At 72.2% G+C, this 22,522-nt stretch carries 18 protein-coding genes and 1 pseudogene; 12 read left to right on the forward strand and 7 right to left on the reverse strand.

Annotated elements, in window-relative coordinates; all coding sequences use genetic code 11:
* Window positions 1–203 precede the first annotated feature (203 nt).
* The 5 genes from gap (at window position 204) to ACH4TG_RS03300 (ending at window position 4,230) form a co-directional block, all read left to right on the forward strand.
* On the forward strand, window positions 204–1,208 hold the full coding sequence (gap, locus tag ACH4TG_RS03280) for a type I glyceraldehyde-3-phosphate dehydrogenase (RefSeq protein ID WP_398240216.1): 1,005 nt from the start codon (window positions 204–206) through the stop codon (window positions 1,206–1,208).
* A 117-nt stretch (window positions 1,209–1,325) separates the two neighbouring features.
* Window positions 1,326–2,540, forward strand: coding sequence for a phosphoglycerate kinase (locus ACH4TG_RS03285; protein WP_398240218.1), 1,215 nt, complete (start codon window positions 1,326–1,328; stop codon window positions 2,538–2,540).
* A gap of 35 nt (window positions 2,541–2,575) precedes the next feature.
* The gene (gene tpiA / locus ACH4TG_RS03290) at window positions 2,576–3,331 is read left to right on the forward strand and encodes a triose-phosphate isomerase (RefSeq protein ID WP_398240488.1); all 756 of its coding nucleotides are present in this window, start codon (window positions 2,576–2,578) and stop codon (window positions 3,329–3,331) included.
* A gap of 115 nt (window positions 3,332–3,446) precedes the next feature.
* Window positions 3,447–3,683 (forward strand): preprotein translocase subunit SecG, encoded by a 237-nt coding sequence (gene secG, locus ACH4TG_RS03295; RefSeq protein ID WP_355333892.1) that lies wholly within the window; start codon window positions 3,447–3,449, stop codon window positions 3,681–3,683.
* A 211-nt stretch (window positions 3,684–3,894) separates the two neighbouring features.
* Window positions 3,895–4,230 carry an RNA polymerase-binding protein RbpA gene (locus tag ACH4TG_RS03300; RefSeq protein ID WP_073497103.1) on the forward strand — a complete coding sequence of 112 codons (336 nt, stop codon included), beginning with the start codon at window positions 3,895–3,897 and terminating at the stop codon, window positions 4,228–4,230.
* 27 nt (window positions 4,231–4,257) lie between these two features.
* Here ACH4TG_RS03300 and ACH4TG_RS03305 read toward each other — a convergent pair whose 3' ends face one another.
* Window positions 4,258–5,145, reverse strand: a complete 888-nt coding sequence (locus ACH4TG_RS03305) for a MurR/RpiR family transcriptional regulator (protein ID WP_398240221.1) — start codon at window positions 5,143–5,145, stop codon at window positions 4,258–4,260.
* 59 nt (window positions 5,146–5,204) lie between these two features.
* On the opposite strand from ACH4TG_RS03305, the gene ACH4TG_RS03310 reads away from it, so the two are divergent.
* The 3 genes from ACH4TG_RS03310 to pgi all read left to right on the forward strand — a co-directional run bounded on the left by ACH4TG_RS03310 (window position 5,205) and on the right by pgi (window position 8,849).
* A complete protein-coding gene (locus ACH4TG_RS03310) occupies window positions 5,205–6,215 on the forward strand; it encodes an N-acetylglucosamine kinase (protein ID WP_398240223.1) in 1,011 nt (336 codons plus the stop codon).
* 143 nt (window positions 6,216–6,358) lie between these two features.
* On the forward strand, window positions 6,359–7,123 hold the full coding sequence (locus tag ACH4TG_RS03315) for a sugar isomerase domain-containing protein (protein WP_398240225.1): 765 nt from the start codon (window positions 6,359–6,361) through the stop codon (window positions 7,121–7,123).
* Window positions 7,124–7,196: 73 nt separating this feature from the next.
* Window positions 7,197–8,849 carry a glucose-6-phosphate isomerase gene (pgi, locus tag ACH4TG_RS03320; RefSeq protein ID WP_398240227.1) on the forward strand — a complete coding sequence of 551 codons (1,653 nt, stop codon included), beginning with the start codon at window positions 7,197–7,199 and terminating at the stop codon, window positions 8,847–8,849.
* Window positions 8,850–8,925: 76 nt separating this feature from the next.
* Here pgi and pgl read toward each other — a convergent pair whose 3' ends face one another.
* The 5 genes from pgl to tkt are packed head-to-tail and all read right to left on the reverse strand — an operon-like array spanning window position 8,926 to window position 15,563.
* A complete protein-coding gene (gene pgl, locus ACH4TG_RS03325; RefSeq protein WP_398240229.1) occupies window positions 8,926–9,708 on the reverse strand; it encodes a 6-phosphogluconolactonase in 783 nt (260 codons plus the stop codon).
* Window positions 9,705–10,769 (reverse strand): glucose-6-phosphate dehydrogenase assembly protein OpcA, encoded by a 1,065-nt coding sequence (gene opcA, locus ACH4TG_RS03330; protein WP_398240231.1) that lies wholly within the window; start codon window positions 10,767–10,769, stop codon window positions 9,705–9,707. The genes pgl and opcA overlap by 4 nt, the downstream gene beginning before the upstream one ends.
* Window positions 10,766–12,307, reverse strand: a complete 1,542-nt coding sequence (gene zwf, locus ACH4TG_RS03335; RefSeq protein ID WP_398240233.1) for a glucose-6-phosphate dehydrogenase — start codon at window positions 12,305–12,307, stop codon at window positions 10,766–10,768. The genes opcA and zwf overlap by 4 nt, the downstream gene beginning before the upstream one ends.
* Window position 12,308: 1 nt before the next feature.
* Entirely contained in the window at window positions 12,309–13,427 is a 1,119-nt protein-coding gene (tal, locus tag ACH4TG_RS03340; protein WP_398240235.1) for a transaldolase, read from the reverse strand.
* A gap of 33 nt (window positions 13,428–13,460) precedes the next feature.
* Complete coding sequence (tkt, locus tag ACH4TG_RS03345) at window positions 13,461–15,563, reverse strand: transketolase (RefSeq protein ID WP_398240237.1); 2,103 nt, start codon at window positions 15,561–15,563, stop codon at window positions 13,461–13,463.
* Between the two features lie 331 nt (window positions 15,564–15,894).
* Here tkt and ACH4TG_RS03350 point away from each other — a divergent pair, with 331 nt between their 5' ends.
* From ACH4TG_RS03350 to ACH4TG_RS03365, 4 genes and pseudogenes are all read left to right on the forward strand, one after another.
* Window positions 15,895–16,839: a heme o synthase gene (locus ACH4TG_RS03350; RefSeq protein WP_398240239.1), complete on the forward strand. Its 945-nt coding sequence runs from the start codon at window positions 15,895–15,897 to the stop codon at window positions 16,837–16,839.
* A gap of 176 nt (window positions 16,840–17,015) precedes the next feature.
* Window positions 17,016–19,757: a GH92 family glycosyl hydrolase gene (locus ACH4TG_RS03355; RefSeq protein ID WP_398240241.1), complete on the forward strand. Its 2,742-nt coding sequence runs from the start codon at window positions 17,016–17,018 to the stop codon at window positions 19,755–19,757.
* Between the two features lie 16 nt (window positions 19,758–19,773).
* Entirely contained in the window at window positions 19,774–20,130 is a 357-nt protein-coding gene (locus ACH4TG_RS03360) for a hypothetical protein (RefSeq protein WP_398240490.1), read from the forward strand.
* Window positions 20,131–20,199: 69 nt separating this feature from the next.
* A pseudogene (locus tag ACH4TG_RS03365) lies at window positions 20,200–21,126 on the forward strand (hypothetical protein); the annotation flags it as partial.
* Between the two features lie 207 nt (window positions 21,127–21,333).
* Here the strand turns inward: ACH4TG_RS03365 and ACH4TG_RS03370 are convergent.
* Window positions 21,334–22,440, reverse strand: coding sequence for a heme A synthase (locus tag ACH4TG_RS03370; RefSeq protein ID WP_398240243.1), 1,107 nt, complete (start codon window positions 22,438–22,440; stop codon window positions 21,334–21,336).
* Between the last annotated feature and the right edge of the window lie 82 nt (window positions 22,441–22,522).

The following is a 22,522-nucleotide window of genomic DNA, read 5'->3' on the forward strand; positions in this document are numbered from 1 at the left end:
GTCGCACGGCCGGTGGGGGGCTGGGCGACGGTGCCCCCGTCCGTGGGAACGGGGAAGGCGAGTATGGGGGAGGGGCGCGCCGCAGGCGAGGGAGCCCCGTGACGCGACCGGGCCGCGGGACGGGTAGGCTCAGCAGTGGTCGGGGACATCCCATATTTCGCAGCCGGAGAGGGACTCCGGCGAATGAGCGAGGAGATCGGTTCGTGACGATCCGGGTAGGCATCAACGGCTTTGGCCGTATCGGTCGTAACTTCTTCCGCGCCATCCTGGAGCAGGGCGCGGACATCGAGATCGTGGCGGTCAACGACCTGGGTGACACCGCGACCACCGCGCACCTGCTGAAGTACGACACCATCCTGGGCCGCCTCAAGGCCGAGGTGACCCACACCGCAGACACCATCACCGTGGACGGCCGGACCATCAAGGTTCTCGCCGAGCGCGACCCCGCCGCCATCAAGTGGGGCGAGCTGGGCGTCGACATCGTGATCGAGTCGACGGGCATCTTCACCAAGGCCGCCGACGCCGGCAAGCACCTCGCGGGCGGCGCCAAGAAGGTCATCATCTCGGCGCCCGCCAAGGACGAGGACATCACCATCGTCATGGGCGTCAACCAGGAGAAGTACGACCCCGCGAAGCACAACATCATCTCCAACGCCTCGTGCACCACCAACTGCGTGGCGCCGATGGCGAAGGTGCTGCTGGAGAACTTCGGGATCGTCAAGGGCCTGATGACGACGGTCCACGCGTACACCAACGACCAGCGCATCCTGGACTTCCCGCATTCGGACCTGCGCCGCGCCCGCGCCGCCGCGGAGAACATCATCCCGACCACCACGGGTGCCGCGAAGGCCACCGCGCTGGTCATCCCGGAGCTCAAGGGCAAGCTGGACGGCCTGGCCATGCGCGTGCCGGTCCCGACCGGCTCGGTCACCGACCTGGTCGTCGACCTGGAGCGCGAGGTCACCAAGGACGAGGTCAACGCGGCCTTCCAGAAGGCCTCCGAGGGTCAGCTCAAGGGCCTGCTGGAGTACACCGAGGACCCGATCGTCTCCTCGGACATCGTCAACACGCCGTTCTCCTGCACCTTCGACTCGTCCCTGACCATGGTCCAGGGCAAGACCGTCAAGGTCATCGGCTGGTACGACAACGAGTGGGGCTACTCCAACCGCCTCGTGGACCTCACGGTCTTCGTCGGCGGCCAGCTCTGATCGCGCGCCGACCGCGCACCGCGATGTGAGGGACAGGGCCCGGAGGGGTGCGAGCACGCACCTCCCGGGCCCTGTTCGCATGCCGACGTCCAGCTCACCACAGGAGACCCCCCTTTCATGAAGACGATCGACGACCTTCTCGCCGAGGGGCAGGTGGCCGGCAAGCGGGTGTTCGTCCGCGCCGACCTCAACGTGCCCCTCTCGGACGGCACGATCACCGACGACGGCCGGATCCGCGCCGCCGTACCGACCATCGCCAAGCTCGCCGACGCGGGCGCCAAGGTGATCGTCGCCTCGCACCTGGGCCGCCCCAAGGGCGCGCCCGACCCGCAGTTCTCGCTCGCCCCGGTCGCCGCGCGGCTGGGTGAACTGCTCGGCAAGGACGTGGCGTTCGCGTCCGACACGGTCGGCGAGAGCGCGGCGGCCACCGTCGCGGGCCTGGCCGGCGGGCAGGTCGCGCTGCTGGAGAACCTCCGCTTCAACCCGGGCGAGACCGCCAAGGACGACGCCGAGCGCGGCGCGTTCGCCGACCAGCTGGCCGGGCTCGCCGACTCCTACGTCGGCGACGGCTTCGGCGCGGTGCACCGCAAGCACGCGTCCGTCTACGACCTGCCGGCCCGGCTCCCGCACGCCGCGGGCGGCCTGATCGCCACCGAGGTCGGGGTCCTGAAGAAGCTCACCGAGGACGTGCGGCGCCCGTACGCGGTCGTGCTCGGCGGCTCCAAGGTGTCCGACAAGCTCGGCGTGATCGACCACCTGCTGGAGAAGGCCGACCGCATCCTGGTCGGCGGCGGCATGGTCTTCACCTTCCTCAAGGCCCAGGGCCACGAGGTCGGCAAGAGCCTGCTGCAGGAGGACCAGCTGGCGACCGTCACCGAGTACCTGGAGCGCGCCAAGGCCAAGGGCGTGGAGTTCGTGCTGCCGGTCGACGTGGTCGGCGCCACCGAGTTCCCCGACCTGAAGACCAAGGCGCCCTCCTCGCCGGCCACCGCGCCGGTGGACGCCATCCCGGCCGACATGATCGGCCTGGACATCGGCCCGGAGTCGCGGAAGCTGTTCGCCGCCAAGCTGGCCGACGCCGCCACGGTGTTCTGGAACGGCCCGATGGGCGTGTTCGAGCACCCCGAGTACGCCGACGGCACCCGCGCGGTCGCCCAGGCGCTCATCGACTCCCCGGCCTTCACCGTGGTCGGCGGCGGCGATTCGGCCGCAGCGGTCCGCATCCTGGGCTTCGACGAGAACGCGTTCGGCCACATCTCCACCGGTGGCGGCGCCAGTCTGGAATACCTCGAGGGCAAGACCCTCCCCGGCCTCGCCGCACTGGAGGGTTGATCACGATGACCGAGCAGAACACCCGCACCCCGCTGATGGCGGGCAACTGGAAGATGAACCTCAACCACCTCGAGGCCATCGCGCACGTCCAGAAGCTCGCCTTCGCGCTGAACGACAAGGACTACGACGCGGTCGAGGTCGCGGTCCTCACGCCGTTCACCGACCTGCGGTCGGTGCAGACCCTGGTCGACGGCGACAAGCTGAAGATCAAGTACGGTGCCCAGGACATCTCGGCCCACGACTCCGGTGCGTACACCGGCGAGATCTCCGGCCCGATGCTGTCCAAGCTCAAGTGCGCCTACGTGGCCGTCGGCCACTCCGAGCGGCGCCAGTACCACCACGAGACCGACGAGCTGGTCAACGCCAAGGTCAAGGCGGCGTTCAAGCACGGCCTGACCCCGATCATGTGCGTCGGCGAGGAGCTGGAGGTCCGCGAGGCGGGCAACCACGTCGGGCACACCCTCGCCCAGGTCGAGGGCGGTCTGAAGGGCCTCCCGGCCGAGCAGGCGGCGACGATCGTGATCGCCTACGAGCCGGTCTGGGCGATCGGCACCGGCAAGGTGTGCGGCGCCGACGACGCCCAGGAGGTCTGCGCGGCGATCCGCGGCAAGCTCGCCGAGCTGTACTCGCAGGAGGTGGCCGACCAGGTCCGCATCCAGTACGGCGGCTCGGTCAAGGGCGGCAACGTCGCGGAGATCATGGCGAAGCCGGACATCGACGGCGCCCTGGTCGGCGGTGCCTCGCTGGACGCCGAGGAGTTCGTCAAGATCGTCCGCTTCCGCGACCAGTGAAGTCCTGGCACGTGTGAAGTACCCTGTCGGGGCCGGTGCGGTGCGTAAGTGCCGTCGCCGGCCCCGCACCGTAGTCCCTCAGTGCCGTCGTGTAGTCGAGAGAGTTGGTCCAGCCGTGGTCATCGGGTTCTCCATCGCCCTCATCATCTTCAGCCTGCTGCTCCTGCTGCTCGTGCTGATGCACAAGGGGAAGGGCGGCGGCCTGTCGGACATGTTCGGCGGCGGCATGCAGTCCTCCGTCGGCGGCTCCTCGGTCGCCGAGCGCAACCTCGACCGCATCACCGTGGTCGTCGGGCTGCTGTGGTTCGCGTGCATCGTCACGCTCGGCCTGGTGATGAAGTTCCAGAAGTAGCGGTCCCGTTGCTGCATCTGCGGCGTTTGCGGCGTTGAGGAAGTTCGGTCGGTTCAGGCCGATCTGACGCCTCGTCGGCGGCGCGGCTCATCCACGACTTATCATGGAGCCGCGTCTTGGGATACCGTGCCCTTTCCCGCCAAGCGCGGGGGGCGAACCGGTCTCCGGCAAGGGGCGACCTCGCAGCACCATCACGCAGGGAGTTACGACCGTGGCAAGTGGCAACGCGATCCGTGGCAGTCGGGTCGGAGCGGGGCCGATGGGCGAGGCTGAGCGCGGCGAGTCCGCGCCCAGGCTGCGCATCTCCTTCTGGTGCTCCAACGGGCACGAGACCCAGCCGAGCTTCGCCAGCGACGCGCAGATCCCGGAGACCTGGGACTGCCCCCGCTGCGGCTTCCCGGCCGGGCAGGACGAGGAGAACCCGCCGGCACCGCCGCGGACCGAGCCGTACAAGACGCACCTGGCCTACGTCAGGGAGCGCCGCTCGGCGGCCGACGGCGAGGCGATCCTCGCTGAGGCGCTTGCGAAGCTCCGCGGCGAGATCTGACGCGGTGCCCCCGGTTCCGGGGCAGGCTCAGCCCGCTGAGCCGGCCCGGCGGCCGGGGGCCCTTTTCGTGCGGTGGCCCTCCGCGATGTGCGAGGTCAGGGCGATGGACGCGGTGGCCCGTTCGTAGGTCAGCTGCGCGACCCGCGCGTACAGGCAGTCCACGATCAGCAGCACCGAGTGGCGGGTGCCGAAGTTGCCCCGCCGGAAGCTGGTCTCGCCCGAGAACGACGTCAGGCGGACATCCGCGGCCTGGGCGATCGGCGACCGCGGGTCGCCGGTGACCGCCACCGTCGCCGCCCCGCGCTCCGCGGCCATCCGCAGCGGCTCCAGGACCTCCCGGGTGGTCCCCGAGTGGGATACCGCCACCACGGCGTCCGAGGGCGTCAGAAGGGCCGCTGAGGTCTCCGCCGCGTGCACCTCGGTCCACGCGTGGGCCTGGCAGCCGATGCCGAACAGCCGCGCCTGCGTCTCGTGCGCGACGATGCCCGAGCCGCCGACGCCGTAGACGTCGATCCTGCGGGCCCTGGCGAGGGCCTGCGCGGCCCGTTCCAGCGCCTCGCGGTCCAGCAGGTCGGCGGTGTGCCGCAGCGCCTCCAGGTCGGCCTCCGCGACCACCCCGATGACGTGCTCCAGGTCGTCCTCCGGCCCGATCTGCGGCCCCAGTGCCGCGCCCCGCGGCTCGGCCCCGGCCCGGCCCTGCTCCTGCGCCAGCTCGATCAGCAGCTGCTGGTACGACTCCAGGCCCAGCGCGCGGCAGAAGCGGGTCACGGTGGCCTGCGAGGTGCCCGTCCTGCGGCCCAGCTCCGCGGCCGAGCCGTGGGTGGCCGCCACCGGGTCGGCCAGGACCAGCTCGCCGACCTTGCGCAGGGAACCGGACATCCGCGGAAGTTCGGAGCGGATCAGTGCGGTGATCATGACGACGCGTCCCGTCAGGTCTTGTGCAGGAGTGAATCCATCAACCACCATGCGGGTTGATGAGTGAAATCTACAGCCAGCCGCTGCTGATCGGTATCGACGCGGGCGGCACGCGCAGCCGGGCCTGCCTGGTCCCCGCCGAGCCGGCCCCCGGTCCCGGCGACGACCCGGCCGCCGCGGTGCTGGGCCGCGGCGCCGGCGGCCCCGGCAACGCCCTGAGCGTCGGCCGCGCCGACCTGACCCGGCACCTGACCGACGCGATCGCCCAGGCCGTGCCACCCGCCGCTCGGGGGCGGGTGGTGGCGGCCTTCGGCGGCTTCGCCGGCGCGGCCGAGGGCCTGGGCAGCGAACGCGGCCACGGGCTGGCCCTGTCCTGCCTGGCCGACGCGCTCGACGCCAACGGGATCCGCGGCGCGGCGGTCGGCGTGGGCGGCGACACGGAGGTGGCGCTCGCCGCCGCCCCCGGGGCGCCGGTCGACGGGCTGGTGCTGATCGCCGGCACCGGAGCCATCGCCACCCGGCTGGCCGGCCGCAAGCGGCTTGCGGTGATCGACGGCCACGGCTGGCTGCTCGGCGACGAGGGCAGCGGCTACTGGCTCGGGGGCCGGGCGGTGCGCGCGGCGCTGGAGGCACTGGACGGCCGCGGGCCGTGGACGTCGCTGGTCGCCGCGGTCGCCGCCCACTACCTCGGCGAGCAGGCCGCGCCGCCGGCCGGCCGGCGGCCCGGCTCCGAGGAGTGCTGGCTGCTGAGCGAGGGCATCGTCACCAGCGCCTACCAGCAGCCGCCGCCGCAACTGGCCCTGCTCAGCCCGGCCGCGGTGGCCGCCGCCGGCGAGGGCGACGCGGTGGCGCTGCGGCTGCTGGACGAGGCCGCGTCGCTGCTCACCGCCGCGGTCGGCGCACTGCACCCGCAGCCGGGGGAGCCGCTGGTGCTCACCGGCGGGCTGCTCGGCCCGGGCGGCCCGCTGCTCTCCCGGGTCCGCGCCCGGCTGGCGGGTCTCGGGCTCCAGTTGCACCCGACCGCCGACGGCGCACCCGGCGCCGCGGCTCTCGCCCGCACCCTGCTGTGACGCCACCGGGCGGCGCCGGGCAGCCTTGACGCCGCTCATTGGTTCGTTGTTTCATCATCGTGCCGACAATGTGGTTGGCTCAACCAAAGATCGATCTTCTCAGTGATCACCCAGGATCACCGCTCTGCGAAGGAGCCCCGGCCATGGCCGCAGGACAGATCAGCGCCGCAGCGTTCGCCGACGAGGGCCGCGCGGCCGTGGAGCGCGCGATCGAGGCGAACAAGGACTCCGTGGCGGCCGCCGGCCGGCTGTTCGCGGACTGCGTGGCCGCCGACGGCGTCATCCACGGCTTCGGCACCGGCCACTCGCAGGCCACCGTGCTGGAGATCGTCGGGCGGGCCGGCGGCTTCATCCCGACCAACCGGATCGGCCTGTCCGACCTGGTGCTGCGCGGCGGCGAGGACCGCTCGGTGCTCACCGACCCGCTGCTGGAGCGCTCCCCGGGCCTGGCCCGGCGGCTCTACGAGCTGGCCGACCCGCGCCCGCAGGACCTGTTCGTGATCGTGTCCAACTCCGGCGTCAACAACTCGATCGTCGACATGGCCCTGCAGGTCAAGGAGGCCGGCCACAAGCTGATCGCGCTGACCTCGCTCATCCACACCCGCGCGGTGCCCGCCCTGCACCCCAGCGGCAAGCGGCTGGCCGACGTCGCGGACGCGGTGCTGGACAACTGCGCCCCGGCCGGCGACGCCCTCCTCCCGCTGCCGGACGGCGGCGCGCTGTGCGGCGTGTCGACGATCACCTCCGCGCTGCTGGTGCAGATGGTCCTCGCCGAGTCCGTCGGGATCCTGCAGGCCGAGGGCCACGAGGCGCCGGTGTACGTGTCCGCGAACCTGCCCGGCGGCCACGAGCGCAACATCGTCCTGGAGGAGCGCTACGCCGGGCGGCTGCACCGCGGCGGCTTCTGATCTCCCCTCATCTCGTCCCGCTGCGGCATCAACTAGCGTGGGTGTCGCAGCGAGGACGAGGAGAAGTGGACTGATGTCCGAAACCAACGCGCAGACCCGGCTCGACCAGCGGCCCGAGTGGCACGCGCTGGCCAAGCACCGCGACGAGCTGGCCGACGTACACCTGCGGGACCTGTTCGACCGCGACCCCGACCGGGGCAGCCGCTACACCCTCCAGGTCGGCGACCTCCACCTGGACTACTCCAAGCAGCTGGTCACCGACGAGACGCTGCGGCTGCTGCGCGAACTGGCGGACGCCACCGGCGTGTTCGAGCTGCGCGACGCGATGTTCCGCGGCGAGCGGATCAACGTCACCGAGAACCGCGCCGTCCTGCACACCGCGCTGCGCGCCCCCCAGTCCGCGACCATCGAACTCGACGGGCAGAACGTCGTGCCCGGCGTGCACGCGGTGCTCTACAAGATGACGCAGTTCGCCGACCGGATCCGCTCGGGGGAGTGGACCGGCCACACCGGCAAGCGGATCCGGAACATCGTCAACATCGGCATCGGCGGCTCCGACCTGGGCCCCGCGATGGCCTACGAGGTGCTGCGGCCCTACAGCGACCGCAATCTGATGGTGCGCTTCGTGTCCAACGTGGACGGCGCGGACCTGCACGAGGCGGTGCGCGACCTCGACGCGGCCGAGACGCTGTTCATCATCGCGTCCAAGACGTTCACCACCATCGAGACCATCACCAACGCCACCTCGGCCCGCCAGTGGCTGCTCGGCGAGCTGGGCGCCGGCGACGACGCGGTGGCCAAGCACTTCGTCGCGCTGTCCACCAACGCCGAGAAGGTCTCCGCGTTCGGCATCGACCCGCAGAACATGTTCGAGTTCTGGGACTGGGTCGGCGGCCGCTACTCCTACGACTCCGCCATCGGCCTGTCGCTGATGCTGGCCATCGGCCCGGACGCGTTCCGCGAGATGCTCGCCGGATTCCACCTGGTGGACGAGCACTTCAGGACCGCGCCGCCGGAGCAGAACGTCCCGCTGCTGCTCGGCCTGCTCGGCGTCTGGTACGGCGGCTTCCACGACGCGCAGTCGCACGCCGTGCTGCCCTACAGCCACTACCTGAGCAAGTTCACCGCGTACCTGCAGCAGCTCGACATGGAGTCCAACGGCAAGTCCGTGGACCGCCAGGGCAACCCGGTCCGCTGGCAGACCGGCCCGGTCGTGTGGGGCACCCCGGGCACCAACGGGCAGCACGCGTACTACCAGCTGCTCCACCAGGGCACCAAGCTCATCCCGGCGGACTTCATCGGCTTCGCCCGCCCGATCGGCGAACTGGGTCCGCTGGCCGGCCACCACGACCTGCTGATGGCGAACTTCTTCGCCCAGACGCAGGCGCTGGCCTTCGGCAAGACGCCGGAGGAAGTGCGTGCCGAGGGCGTGCCCGAGAAGCTGGTGCCGCACAAGACGTTCCGCGGCAACCACCCGACCACCACGATCCTGGCGTCCGAGCTGACGCCGTCCGTGCTGGGGCAGTTGATCGCCCTCTACGAGCACAAGGTGTTCGTCCAGGGCGCTGTGTGGAACATCGACTCCTTCGACCAGTGGGGCGTCGAACTCGGCAAGGTGCTGGCCAAGCGGGTCGAGCCGGCCCTCACCGAAGGGGCCGACGTGCCGGGTCTCGACCCGAGCACCAAGGCCCTGGTCGCCACCTACCGCGAGCTGCGCGGCCGCTGAGCGAACCGAAGGGGCGCGGGCGACGGCACAAGTGCCGTCGCCCGCGCCCCTTTTCGGGTACCGCGAGCCCGAGGGCCTACGAGGAGGCCGGCGGGTAGAGCTGGGGCGGGAGCTTCGCCGCCGCGGCACGGTCGAGCAGCCACAGGGTGCGCGACCGCCCGTACGCGCCGGAAGCCGGAGCCTGGAGCTCGCCCGGCGCGGACAGCGCGAGCGCGACCGCGCCCGCCTTGTCCTCGCCCGCCGCCAGCAGCCACACCTCGCGGGCCGCCCGGATCGCCGGGAACGTCAGCGAGACGCGGGTCGGCGGCGGCTTCGGCGCGCCGTGCACGCCCACCACGGTGCGCGACAGCTCCCGCGTCCCCGGGTGCTCGGGGAAGAGCGAGGCCACATGCGTGTCCGGCCCCACCCCGAGCATCAGCACGTCGAACGACGGCACCCGCACGTGGTCCTCGGCGCCGGCCGCGGCCGCCAGCTCCGCGGCGTACGCCGCGGCCGCCGCGTCCGCGTCCGAGCCGTACGGCCCGCCGGCGGCGGGCATCGCGTGCACCCGCTCCGGGGACACCGGGACCGCGTCCAGCAGCGCCGCACGGGCCTGCGTGACGTTGCGCTCCGGGTCCCCCTCGGGGAGGAACCGCTCGTCGCCCCACCACAGGTCCAGCCGCGCCCAGTCCACCGCGTCCCGCGCCGGGGACTCGGCGAGCGCGGCCAGCAGCGCGTTGCCGTTGCGGCCGCCGGTGAGCACCACCGACGCGGAGCCCCGCGCCGCCTGCGCGTCCACCACCTTCGTGATCAGCCGGGCCGCCGCGGCCTGCGCCATCAGCTCCTTGTCCCGGTGGACCACGACCTGCGGCGTGCTCACTTCGACGACGCCTTCCCGGAGCCGGACGCCGCCTTCTTGGCCGGAGCCGCTGCCGGCTTCTTCGCCGCCGGAGCCGGGTCCGCCTTCGCCGCGGCGGGGGTCGGTGCGCCCGGCGCCGCCGGGGAGCCGTTGCCCGAAGCCACCAGGTGCGTGGTGCCGAACTGCACGGTCGCCCGGTAGATGTCGTCCGGGTCCAGCCGCCGCAGCTCCTCGGCGATCAGCTCGGACGTCTCCCGCCGCTTGAGCGCGACATGCCGGTCCGGCTGGCCCGGCATGGCCAGCTCGGCCAGCGCGCCGTCCGGCCGGTCCAGGCAGATCTCGCCGTCCGCACTGGTCAGATGGACCCCGGTGATCCCCGGACCGCCGGAGACCTTGCGCTCCACCGGCACCCCGAGCCGGTCCGCCAGCCACAGGGCCAGCAGCTCGACGCTGGGGTTGTACGCCTCGCCCTCCACTATGGCGCCGGAGATCTTGGAGTGCTTCTGGTCCAGCGCGGCGGCCAGCATCGACCGCCACGGGGTGACCCGGGTCCAGGCCAGGTCGGTGTCGCCCGGCGAGTAGGAATCCGCGCGCAGCCCCAGCGTGCCGACCGGGTCCTCGGCCGCCGCGGCGTCCGAGATCCGGCGCTGGCCGAGCTTGCCCAGCGGGTCCGAGGCCAGGTCGTCCGGGCCGGCCTCCGGCCACCAGACGACCACGGGGGCGTCCGGCAGCAGCAGCGGCAGCACGACCGACTCGGCGTGCTGGGCGAGTTCGCCGTGCAGCCGCAGCACGACCGTCTCGCCGGTGCCCGCCTCCGAGCCGACCAGCACCTCCGCGTCGAGCCGGGCCAGCGCCCGGTCCCGCGGGGAGCGGCCGGGCCGCTTGATGACGACCAGGATCCGCGACGGGTGCTCCTTGGACGCCTCGGTGGCGGCCTTCAGCGCGTCGTAGGCGCTGCCCTCGTCGGTGACGATGACCAGGGTCAGCACCATGCCGACGGCCGGGGTGCCGATGGCCCGCCGGGCCTGGATCAGGCCGGAGTTGATGCGGGACGACGTGGTGTCCGTCAGATCGATCTTCATGGCCGGCGCCAGCTCCTGCCGTCTCGTGCGAGCATCTCGTCCGCCTCGGCCGGGCCCCAGGTGCCCGCCGCGTACTGCGCGGGCTTGCCGTGCCGGTCCCAGTACTCCTCGATCGGGTCGAGGATCGTCCAGGACAGCTCGACCTCCTGGTGGCGCGGGAAGAGGTTGGCGTCGCCGAGCAGCACATCCAGGATGAGCCGCTCGTACGCCTCCGGGCTGGACTCGGTGAACGACTCGCCGTAGGCGAAGTCCATCGTCACGTCCCGCACCTCGGTGGAGGTGCCCGGAACCTTCGACCCGAACCTGACCGTGACGCCCTCGTCCGGCTGCACCCGGATGACCAGGGCGTTCTGCCCCAGCTCCTCGGTGGCGCCGGACTCGAACGGCAGGTACGGCGCGCGCTTGAAGACCACCGCGATCTCCGTCACGCGCCGGCCGAGGCGCTTGCCGGTGCGCAGGTAGAACGGCACGCCCGCCCAGCGCCGGTTGTTGATCTCCAGCTTGATCGCGGCGTAGGTGTCGGTCTTGGACTTGGGGTCGATGCCGTCCTCCTCCAGGTACCCGAGCACCTCCTCGCCGCCCTGCCAGGCGTGCGCGTACTGGCCGCGCACGGTGTACTTGCCGAGGTCCTCGGGCAGCACGACGGCGCCCAGCACCTTCAGCTTCTCCGCGGTCAGCGCCTTCGGGTGGAAGGAGCCCGGCTCCTCCATCGCGGTCAGCGCCAGCAGCTGCAGCAGGTGGTTCTGGATGACGTCGCGCGCCGCGCCGATCCCGTCGTAGTACCCCGCGCGGCCACCGATGCCGATGTCCTCGGCCATGGTGATCTGCACGTGGTCCACGTAGGACCGGTTCCAGATCGGCTCGTACATCGTGTTGGCGAACCGCAGCGCCAGGATGTTCTGGACGGTCTCCTTGCCCAGGTAGTGGTCGATCCGGAAGACCTCGTTGGGCGGGAAGACGTCGTGCACGATCCGGTTGAGGTCCTGCGCGCTCTCCAGGTCGTGGCCGAACGGCTTCTCGATCACCGCACGCCGCCACGACTCACCGCTGCCCTGGGACAGCCCGTGCTTCTTCAGCTGCTGCACGACGTTTGGGAAGAACTTCGGCGGGACCGACAGGTAGAACGCGAAGTTGCCGCCGGTGCCGCGGACCTTGTCCAGGTCCTCGATCGTCGACTTCAGCGTCTCGAAGGCGGTGTCGTCGTCGAACTCGCCGGGCACGAACCGCATGCCCTCGGCGAGCTGCTGCCACACCTCCTCGCGGAACGGGGTGCGGGCGTGCTCCTTGACCGCGTCGTGCACGACCTGCGCGAAGTCCTCGTCCGCCCAGTCGCGGCGGGCGAAGCCCACCAGCGCGAAGCCCGGCGGCAGCAGGCCGCGGTTGGCCAGGTCGTACACCGCGGGCATCAGCTTCTTGCGCGACAGGTCACCCGTCACGCCGAAGATGACCAGCCCGGAGGGACCCGCGATACGCGGCAGCCGCCGGTCCAGCGGGTCCCGCAGCGGATTGCCGGCGTACGCCGGTGATTCGGTGGTCACCTCAGGCCTCCGAGGGAGCGAGCCGTTCGAGTTCGGCCTTCGTGGAGTCCAGCAGCTCGTTCCAGGCCGCCTCGAACTTCTCGACGCCCTCGTCCTCGAGCACCTTGACCACGTCGTCGTACGACACGCCGACCGCCTCGAGGGCGTCCAGCTCGGCGCGCGCCTGCTCGTAGGTGCCGCGCACCTGGTCGCCGCCGATCCGGTCGGCCTGCGCGACGGCCTCCATGGTGGCCTCCGGCATGGTGTTGACCGTGTTCGGCGCCACCAGCTCGTAGACGTACAGGTCGGCCGGGTAGGCCGGGTCCTTCACGCCGGTCGAGGCCCACAGCGGGCGCTGCTTGTTGGCGCCGGCCTTCTCCAGCTCCAGCCAGCGGTCGGAGGAGAAGACCTCCTCGTACGCCTGGTACGCCAGCCGCGCGTTGGCCACGGCGGCCTTGCCCTTGAGCGCCTTGGCCTCGTCGGTGCCGATCTTCTCCAGCCGCTTGTCGATCTCGGTGTCCACACGGGACACGAAGAACGACGCGACCGAGTGGATCTCGGACAGGTCCAGGCCCGAGGACTTCGCCTTCTCCAGACCGGTGAGGTAGGCGTCCATGACCTCGCGGTAGCGCTCCAGCGAGAAGATCAGCGTGACGTTGACGCTGATGCCGCGGCCGGTGACGTCCGCGATCGCCGGCAGGCCGGCCTTGGTCGCCGGGATCTTGATCAGCGTGTTCGGGCGGTCCACCAGCCAGGCGAGCTGCTTGGCCTCGGCGATCGTCGCCTTGGTGTTGTGGGCCAGCCGCGGGTCGACCTCGATGGAGACCCGGCCGTCCCGGTGCTCGCTGGCGTCGTAGACCGGACGCAGGATGTCGGCGGCGTCGCGGACGTCCGCGGTGGTGATCATCCGCAGCGCCTCCTCCACCGTCAGCTTCCGCGCGGCCAGGTCCTCCAGCTGGACGGAGTAGCCGTCGCCGCCCGAGATCGCCTTCTGGAAGATCGACGGGTTGGTGGTGACCCCTACGACGTGCTGCTGGTCGATGAGTTCGGCCAGGTTGCCCGACGTGATCCGCTTGCGGGACAGGTCGTCCAGCCAGATCGCCACGCCTTCGTCGGAGAGGCGCTTGAGTGCGTCTGTCATCGGAATTGCATCTCCTACTAGTCGTTGCCCGGTTCAGCGATCAGCGGCGGCGAGAGATTCCCGGGCCGCGGCGGCCACCGCCTCCGCGGTGAACCCGAACTCACGGAAGAGCACCTTGGCGTCGGCACTGGCGCCGAAGTGCTCCAGGCTGATGATCCGGCCCGCGTCGCCCACGTACCGGTACCAGGTCAGGCCGATACCGGCCTCGACCGCGACGCGCGCCCGCACCGACGGGGGCAGCACGCTGTCCTTGTACTCCTGGTCCTGCTCCTCGAACCACTCCACGCACGGCATCGACACCACGCGGGTGGGGACGCCGGCGGCCTGCAGCTCCTCGCGGGCGCCCACCGCCAGCTGCACCTCGGACCCGGTGGCGATCAGCAGCACCTGCGGCTCGACGGCCGCGCCGCCCTCGCCCTCGGCGTCGAAGAGCACGTAACCGCCGCGCGCCGCCGCCTCGTTGCGCTCGTAGGTGGGCACGCCCTGCCGGGTCAGCGCCAGGCCGTGCGGGGCGCCCTTGCCGAACTCCTTCGTCCAGCGGCGGTGCACCTCGCGCCAGGCGATCGCGGTCTCGTTGGCGTCCGCCGGGCGCACCACGTTCAGCCCGGGGATGGCGCGCAGCGAGGCCAGGTGCTCCACCGGCTGGTGGGTCGGGCCGTCCTCGCCGAGGCCGATCGAGTCGTGCGTCCACACGAACGTCACCGGCAGGTGCATCAGCGCGGACAGCCGCACCGCGTTGCGCATGTAGTCGGAGAAGACGAGGAACGTACCGCCGTACGCACGGGTGTTGCCGTGCAGGGTGATCCCGTTCAGCTCGGCGCCCATCGAGTGCTCGCGGATGCCGAAGTGGATGGTCCGGCCGTAAGGGTCGGCGCCCGGCAGCGGGTTGCCCTTCGGCAGGAACGAGGACGTCTTGTCGAACGTGGTGTTGTTGGAGCCGGCCAGGTCCGCGGAACCGCCCCACAGCTCGGGGAGCACCGCGCCCAGCGCCTCCAGCACCTTGCCCGAAGCGGCCCGGGTGGCGACCGACTTGCCCGGCTCGAAGACCGGCAGGTGCTCCTCCCAGCCGGCCGGCAGCTCGCCCGCGTTGATCCGGTCGAACAGCGCGGCGCGCTCGGGGTTGGCGGTGCGCCAGGCGGCGAAGGACTTCTCCCACTCCGCCCGCGCCTCGCGGCCGCGGTCACCGACGGCACGGGTGTGCGTGATGACGTCGTCGGCGACCTCGAAGTGCTTCTCGGGGTCGAAGCCGAGCACCCGCTTGGTGGCCGCGACCTCCTCCTCGCCGAGCGCCGAGCCGTGCGCCGCCTCGGTGTTGCGGGCGTGCGGGGCCGGCCACGCGATGATCGAGCGGACCGCGATGAACGACGGCCGGTCGGTCACCGCCTTCGCGGCCTGCATCGCCGCGTACAGCGCCGGCACGTCCAGGGCGCCGCTCTCCAGCATGTCGACCCGCTGCACGTGCCAGCCGTACGCCTCGTACCGCTTGCAGGTGTCCTCGGAGACCGCGGTCTCCGTGTCGCCCTCGATGGAGATGTGGTTGTCGTCCCACAGCAGGACGAGGTTGCCGAGCTTCTGGTGGCCGGCGAGCGAGGACGCCTCGGCCGAGATGCCCTCCTGGAGGCAGCCGTCGCCGGCGATCGCCCAGACCATGTGGTCGAACGGGGAGGTGCCCTCGGCGGCGTCCGGGTCGAACAGGCCGCGCTCGTAGCGGGCCGCCATGGCCATGCCGACCGCGTTGGCGACGCCCTGGCCGAGCGGCCCGGTGGTGGTCTCGACGCCGGCGGTGTGACCGTACTCCGGGTGGCCCGGGGTCTTGCTGCCCCAGGTGCGGAAGGCCTTCAGGTCGTCCAGCTCCAGGCCGTACCCGGCGAAGTAGAGCTGCGTGTAGAGGGTCAGGCTGGAGTGCCCCGCGGAGAGCACGAAGCGGTCCCGGCCGGTCCAGTCGGGGTCCGCCGGGTCGTGCCGCATCATCCGCTGGAACAGCAGGTACGCCGCAGGAGCGAGGCTCATGGCCGTGCCCGGATGGCCGTTGCCGACCTTCTGCACCGAATCCATGGCCAGGACGCGGGCGGTGTCCACCGCGCGCTCGTCCAGTTCGCTCCACTCGAGGTCTGTGGTGGTCGGCTGCTTGCTCACCCTGGGTCAGGGCTCCTCTCCACATGTTCGAAAGCGCCGGTGACGTGGTGCCTACCCGACGCGTCGAGCCTACCGCCGCAGGGCGCTCACCTTTTCGATCCTCCCTCCGGGCGGTCCGCTCCGCCTGCCGAACCTGTGAACAGGGAGTGAACCCGCGACGTCGGGCCGCGGCGCAGGTGGCGTCGGCGGACACGTTCGGCACCCGGCCACCCCCGAGCGAAAGGCAGCTATTCCCTACCTCTAGAGTGGCGTGGTACGCGCAAGCCTCACAGGGCCCCCGTTGAATCCGCCGGTCGCCCGTGCTTGCTGACTCATCTCTCTTGGGGTGTTCGTGACGGCCGTCGAAACCCGACCCGCAGGGGTCCTCGGGACGGGCTCAGCGCACCGGCCGCTTGGGGCCCGTGTCATGGGGTTCGTGGCACTCACCAAGCCGCGCATCATCGAACTGCTGCTCATCACCACCGTTCCGGTGATGTTCCTGGCCGCCGGCGGGGTGCCGTCGCTGTGGCTCGTGCTGGCGACGGTGGTCGGCGGCTACCTGTCGGCCGGCGGCGCGAACGCGCTGAACATGTACATCGACCGGGACATCGACGCGCTGATGCACCGGACCGAGCAGCGGCCACTGGTCACCGGCCTGGTCTCGCCGGCCGAGGGGCTGGTCTTCGGCATCACGCTCTCGGTGGTCTCCACCGTCTGGTTCGCGGTGCTCGTCAACCCGCTGTCGGCGGCGCTGTCCCTCACCGCGATCCTCTACTACGTGTTCGTGTACACGCTGTGGCTCAAGCGCCGCACGGCGCAGAACATCGTGTGGGGCGGGGTGGCCGGCTGCCTCCAGGTGTTCATCGGCTGGTCCGCGGTCCGCAACGAGCTGGCGTGGGCGCCCTTCGTGCTGTTCCTCGTCCTCTTCTTCTGGACGCCGCCGCACTACTGGCCGCTGTCCATGAAGGTCAAGGACGACTACGAGCGCGTCGGGGTGCCGATGCTGCCGGTCGTCGCCGGCAACCAGGTCGTGGCGCGGCAGATCGTGCTCTACAGCTGGGTGATGGTGCTGACGTCCCTCACCCTGTGGTGGCCGCTCGGCCAGACCTCGTGGTTCTACCCCGTGGTGGCCGTGGCGCTCGGTGCCTTCTGGCTGAAGGAGGCGCACGGGCTGCACTCCCGTGCGAAGGCCGGGATCACCGGCGCCAAGCTCAAGGAGATGCGGCTCTTCCACTGGTCGATCACCTACGCGACCCTCCTCTTCGTCGCCGTCGCGGTCGACCCCTTCCTGCACTAGGCCGCGGCCCGGGCCGGGCCGGCTGCGGCCGGTCGCGGCCGGCTGACCTGCTGCTCCATGCGCTGTTACCTGCGTCGCTCTTAGGGCCGGGTCTGTTGATTTCCGGCCCGCGCGGCCTCCAGGATGTGGGCTCGTCCCGTGCACCATCGGAGGTACGTGTGAGAAGGCGGCGCACCATGCGCGACGCGCTGGTGACCGCGCTCGGCGCGGTGGTGGCCCTGGTGACCGCGGGATCGGCCTCGGCCGGCACGACCCTGGTGTCCGATCATCCGATAACGTTGTCGGCGCCCTCGTCCTCGGGGGCCGCCCTGGTGTCGGCCCCCGCGGGCTACGTGGATCCGCTCATCGGCACGGGCCGCGGCGGCTCCACCGTCGGCGAGATCAACGACTTCCCCGGCCCGGCGACACCGTTCGGGATGATGCAGTTCTCCCCGGACACCGCCGGCTCCTACGCCGGCTACCAGTACCACGGCGACCAGATCCGCGGCTTCAGCATGGACCACGCCTCGGTGGGCTGCCGCGCCTTCGGGGACGTGCCGATCCTGCCGGTAACGGGGTCGGTGGGGGACGCGCCCTGGAAGGCCACCGAGCACTTCACCCACACCGGGGAGCAGGCCGAGCCGGGCTACTACGCGGTGAACCTCGACGACTCGGGCGTGCGGGCCGAGCTGACCGCCGCCACCCGCACCGGGCTGGCCTCCTTCACCTTCCCCTCGGGCGCCGGGGCGGCGCAGCTGCTGGTGAAGGCCGGCGGCAGCCTCAGCGTCGTCAAGACCGCCGACGTCCAGGTGGTGGGCGACCGGGAGGTCACCGGCTCGGTCACCACGGGCAACTTCTGCAGCAAGGGCAACCAGTACACGGTCCACTACGCGATCACCTTCAACCAGCCCTTCACGGCGCACGGCACCTGGGACGGCACGACCGTGACCGCGGGCGGCGACTCCGCCACCGCGGCCGGCGCCGGTGCCTACCTCACCTTCGGGGACGGCGGCAGCCGCACCGTACGAGCCAAGGTGGCCATGTCGTACGTGTCCGTGGCCGGGGCCGAGGCCAACATGGCGGCCGAGGTGCCCGGCTGGGACCTGGACGCGCTGCACCGGCAGACCCGCGACCAGTGGAACCAGGCCCTGGGCAAGGTGCGCGTCGCGGGCCGGGACACCGACGAGCTGAAGACGTTCTACACCGCGCTCTACCACTCGCTGATGCACCCGAACACCTTCAACGACGCCGACGGCCGCTACATCGGCTTCGACGGAAGGATCCGCACCCTGCCCGAGGGGCACGCGCAGTACACCAACTTCTCGGACTGGGACACCTACCGCTCCCTCGCGCCGCTCCAGGCGATGCTGTTCCCACGGCAGGCCAGTGACATGGCCCAGTCCCTGGTCAACGACGCGGAGCAGAGCGGCTGGTGGCCGCGCTGGCCGCTCGCCAACTCCGCCACCGGGCAGATGTCCGGCGACAACTCCGTGCCGCTCATCGCCAGCCTCTACGCGTACGGGGCCCGCGACTTCGACCTGAAGACGGCGCTGACGTACCTGGTCAAGGGGGCCACCACGGTGGACCCGGACCCGCACGCCTACCACGAGCGGCCCGGCATCGGGGAGTACGTCGAGCACGGCTACATGCCGGAGAGCGACGCGGCCAGGGGCGACCACGGCCACGTGGGCGCCTCGGAGACGCTGGAGTGGGCCATCGACGACTTCGCGATCTCCCGGCTCGCCGCCGCCGCCGGGCAGGACGACGTGGCCCGCACCTTCGCCCAGCGCGGCCAGAACTGGCAGAACATCCTTGACCCGGCCACCGGCTACCTCGAACCGCGCGGCGAGGACGGCCGGTTCCCCGACCAGGCGGGCTTCCAGCCACCGGCCGCGGGGAAGTTCGGGCAGGACGGCTACGACGAGGGCAACGCCGCCCAGTACAACTGGCTCGTCCCGCAGGACATGGCGGGACTGATCGCCTCGATGGGCGGGACCGCCGCGGCCGCCGACCGGCTGGACACGTTCTTCACCCAGCTCAACGCGGGCCCCAACGCCCCCTTCATGTGGGCCGGGAACGAGATCGACTTCGGGGCGCCGTGGGTCTACAACCAGGTCGGCCAGCCGTGGAAGACGCAGAAGACCGTCCGCGACATCGCCACCAGCCTGTTCAGTCCGACCCCCGACGGCGAGCCCGGCAACGACGACCTGGGGGCGCAGTCCTCCTGGTACGTCTGGGCCGCGCTCGGCATGTACCCGGCGACACCGGGGACGGCCGACCTCGCCCTGCACAGCCCGCTGTTCGAGCGGGTGGTGATCGACCTGCCCGGTTCCGGCGACCTGGACATCCGGGCGCCCGGGGCCTCGGACGGCACGCCCTACGTCCACCGGCTCACCCTCGACGGGCACACCTGGGCCCGCACCTACCTGCCGCCGTCGGTGGTCGCGCACGGCGGGCGCCTGGACTTCACCCTGTCCGCCACGCCCGACACCCGGTGGGCCGCGTCCCCGAGCGCCGCGTCGCCCTCCTACCGCACCGGCGAGCACGACTTCCTGGCGACGGCCACCCCGAACCAGTCGGTGGTGACGGCGGGCGGGGCGGCGGCCGACGTCGTCGTGCACGCGCAGCGGCTGGCCGGGCACGGGACCACCCTGCCGGTCGCCGCCGTCCCGCCCGCCGGCATCACCGTGACGCCCGCGGGCGGCGCCCTCACGCTGGACCCGGCGACCGGATCGGGCACCGCCCGGCTCTCGGTGAGCGCCGCGGCCGGCACCCCCGCAGGGTCCTACCAGGTGCCGCTGACCGTGGGCGGCCCGGCAGGCGCGTCGCCGGTGCGGCTGACGGTGACCGTCCAGGTCGCGGACTACGACGACGCGCGCGCCGGGCCGTTCGCCGGCTTCCCGGCGGAGATCCCGACCGTGAGCGGGTCGCCAGTGTGAGTTACCGATGGGTAGCATGGTGGGCATGACCGAGAGCACAGCGCAGCAGAAGCGCGACGAGGCGCGAGCCGAGCGCCGCGCGGCCCGGCTGGCCCGCCAGATCACGGCGTTCGCCGCCACCCACGGCGGCTCCGCCGAGGCCGTCGTGGAGTACATCGGCGCCCGCGGCTCCCGCATCGTCCTGGTGGGCGCCGACGGCGGGTGGGGCGACCTCGTCGCGCCGACCCCGGCGATCGCGGACGCCGCCGTCGCCCGGGCGGGCGTGACCGTCCACGAGGACTTCGAGGGCGAGTTCGCCGGCCGCCTGCGCACCGGCCCCTACGAGTGGACCCGGATGGCCGGGCTGCAGATCGGCGGTCCCGCCAACACCTGACGGCACCCTGCGCCGTTATGACCTTGGCAGGGTCGTTCGCGCAGGAGTGACGCAGGAGTAGGGGAGCCGATGGACGGGGCGCAGGGACACCTCGTGGACGCGCAGTGCCACGGGGTGCTCCAGCAGGAACTGGGCCTCGGCTCCTTCGAGGCCCGGCTGCCGGGGACCGCCGCCCCGCACACCACCTTGTTCGACAGCCCCACCGGGTTCGCGGTACGCCGCTGGTGCCCGCCGCTGCTGGGGCTGGAGCCGCACTGCACGCCGGCCCGCTACCTGGCCCGCCGCCGCGAACTCGGCGCGTACGAGACCGCCCGGCGGCTGCTGCGCGGCACCGGCGTCACCGCGTACCTGGTCGACACCGGCGAGCCCGGCGACCTCACCCCGCCCAAGGACCTGGGCGCCGCGGGCGGCGCCGCCGCGCACGAGATCGTGCGCCTGGAACCGCTCGCCCAGCAGGTCGCCGACACCTCCGGCACCGTGGACGGCTTCCTGGCCAACCTCGCAGAGGCCGTGCACGCGGCGGCGCTGGACGCGGCCGGCTTCTCCTACGGCACCGGGCCCGGCGCCGAGCCCGCCGGCCGCCACGCGCGCAGCGGACCGCCCGCGATCGGCGCGCCCTGGCCGGAGCCCGGCAGCGCCCCCGGCGTCCGCGGGCGCCACGCCCGGCCGTGGGACGACGGCGACGGAACGCCCCCGGACTCCGGGGACGGGGGAGACGCCCGCGCGCCGGGCAGCGGCGGCGGGCCGCGGCCGCCGGGCGCCTACGCGGTGCGCTGCGCGGCCGGCCGCTGGCTCGCCGACCGCGCCGTCGGCGGGCGGCTCACCGACGGGGTGCTGCGCCGCCACCTGGTGTGGCACGCGGTGGCCACCGGGCTGCCGCTCGCGCTGCGCTACGGCCCGGCCGGCCCCGGGCCGCGGGCCGCCGCCGACTTCCTGCACGCGACGGCCGGGCTGGGCACCGACGTCGTCCTGCTGCCCGCCGCCCGGCACGAGGCCGCCGCCGGGGAACTGGCCGCCGCGCTGCCGCACGTCTATGTGGCGCTGGGCGGCGACCCGTCGGGCGTGCTCGCCCGCAGCCCGTTCGGCAAGGTGCTCTACGCCAGCGGCGCGGCCGGGCTGCCGGAGCTGTACGTCACCGGCAGCCGGGCGTTCCGGATCGGCCTGGCGCGCCTGGTGGACGAGCGGGTGGCGGCGGGGGAGTGGTCAGCCGCGGACGGAGAGCGGGTCGCCGCCTTGGTCGGCGAGGGGAACGCGCGCCGCGTCTACCGGCTGCCGGTCACCGCTGCCGGCCGCGTCCCGCACCCGCGCCTGCCGCACGCCGACACCCTCCGCTGACCGCGCGCCGGGCGCCTCGCCGGGCTCCGTGAGTGGCCGCTCGCGGAACGACAGCAGCACCCGCAGGGTCGCGATCCACACCAGGCAGGCGCCCAACATGTGCAGGTCGACCAGCGCGGACGGCAGGTGGGTGAAGTACTGGACGTAGCCGATGACGCCCTGACCCATCAGGACCAGGAACAGCTCGGTGGACCTGCGCTGCGGCCCGGGCGGCGCGTCGACCGCCCGCAGCACGAACCACAGGGCGACGGAGAGGCCGACCACCACCCACGCGAAGTCGGCGTGCAGCTGGGCGATCGTCTTCCAGTCCACGTCGATCCGCTGCACCTTGTGCGCGGCGCTGGAGTCACCGGGGTGCGGGCCGGCGCCGGTGACCAGCGTGCCCACCACGATCAGCACCGTGGTCGCGCCGGCCAGCACCTGCCCCAGCTGCCGCACCGCCTTGCCGACCAGCGGCCGCGGCGCCGCATCGCCCTCCGCCACCCGCTGCCAGGTCAGCACGGCCACGGTGATGAGCGCCGCGGAGAGCAGGAAGTGCAGCGAGACCACGTACGGGTTGAGCTTGGTGAGCACGGTCAGGCCGCCCCACACCGCGTTGCCGACCACCACCCAGAACTGCGCCCAGGCCAGCCGGTACAGGCCGGTGCGGCGCGGCTCCATGGCGCGGATCGCGATGATCGCCCAGCCGACCGCGGCGCACAGCACGTACGTCAGCATGCGGTTGCTGATCTCGATGGCGTGGTGGATGCCCATCTCGCGGGTGCCCAGCAGGCTGTCGCCGCTGCACGTGGGCCAGGTCGGGCAGCCGAGCCCGGAGGCGGTCAGCCGGACCGCGCCGCCGGTGATCACGATGACCACCGACATCACCAGGGCGGCGAGCGCCGCGCGGCGCACCGCCACGGGGTTCGGCGTCCACCTGGCGGCGATGAAGGCGAGCGGGTTTCGCGCGATTTCGGGCAGCTTCGGCACGGACACATGGTAGGCGCCCCCCTTGTGCACGCGTTCACGAGGGGTCCGGCTCGCGGTCAGCCGGGCGTGGCGGCGTCCTGGCGGACCG

This window comes from Streptomyces sp. NPDC020917 (assembly GCF_044333795.1).
Classification (GTDB): Bacteria; Actinomycetota; Actinomycetes; order Streptomycetales; family Streptomycetaceae; genus Actinacidiphila.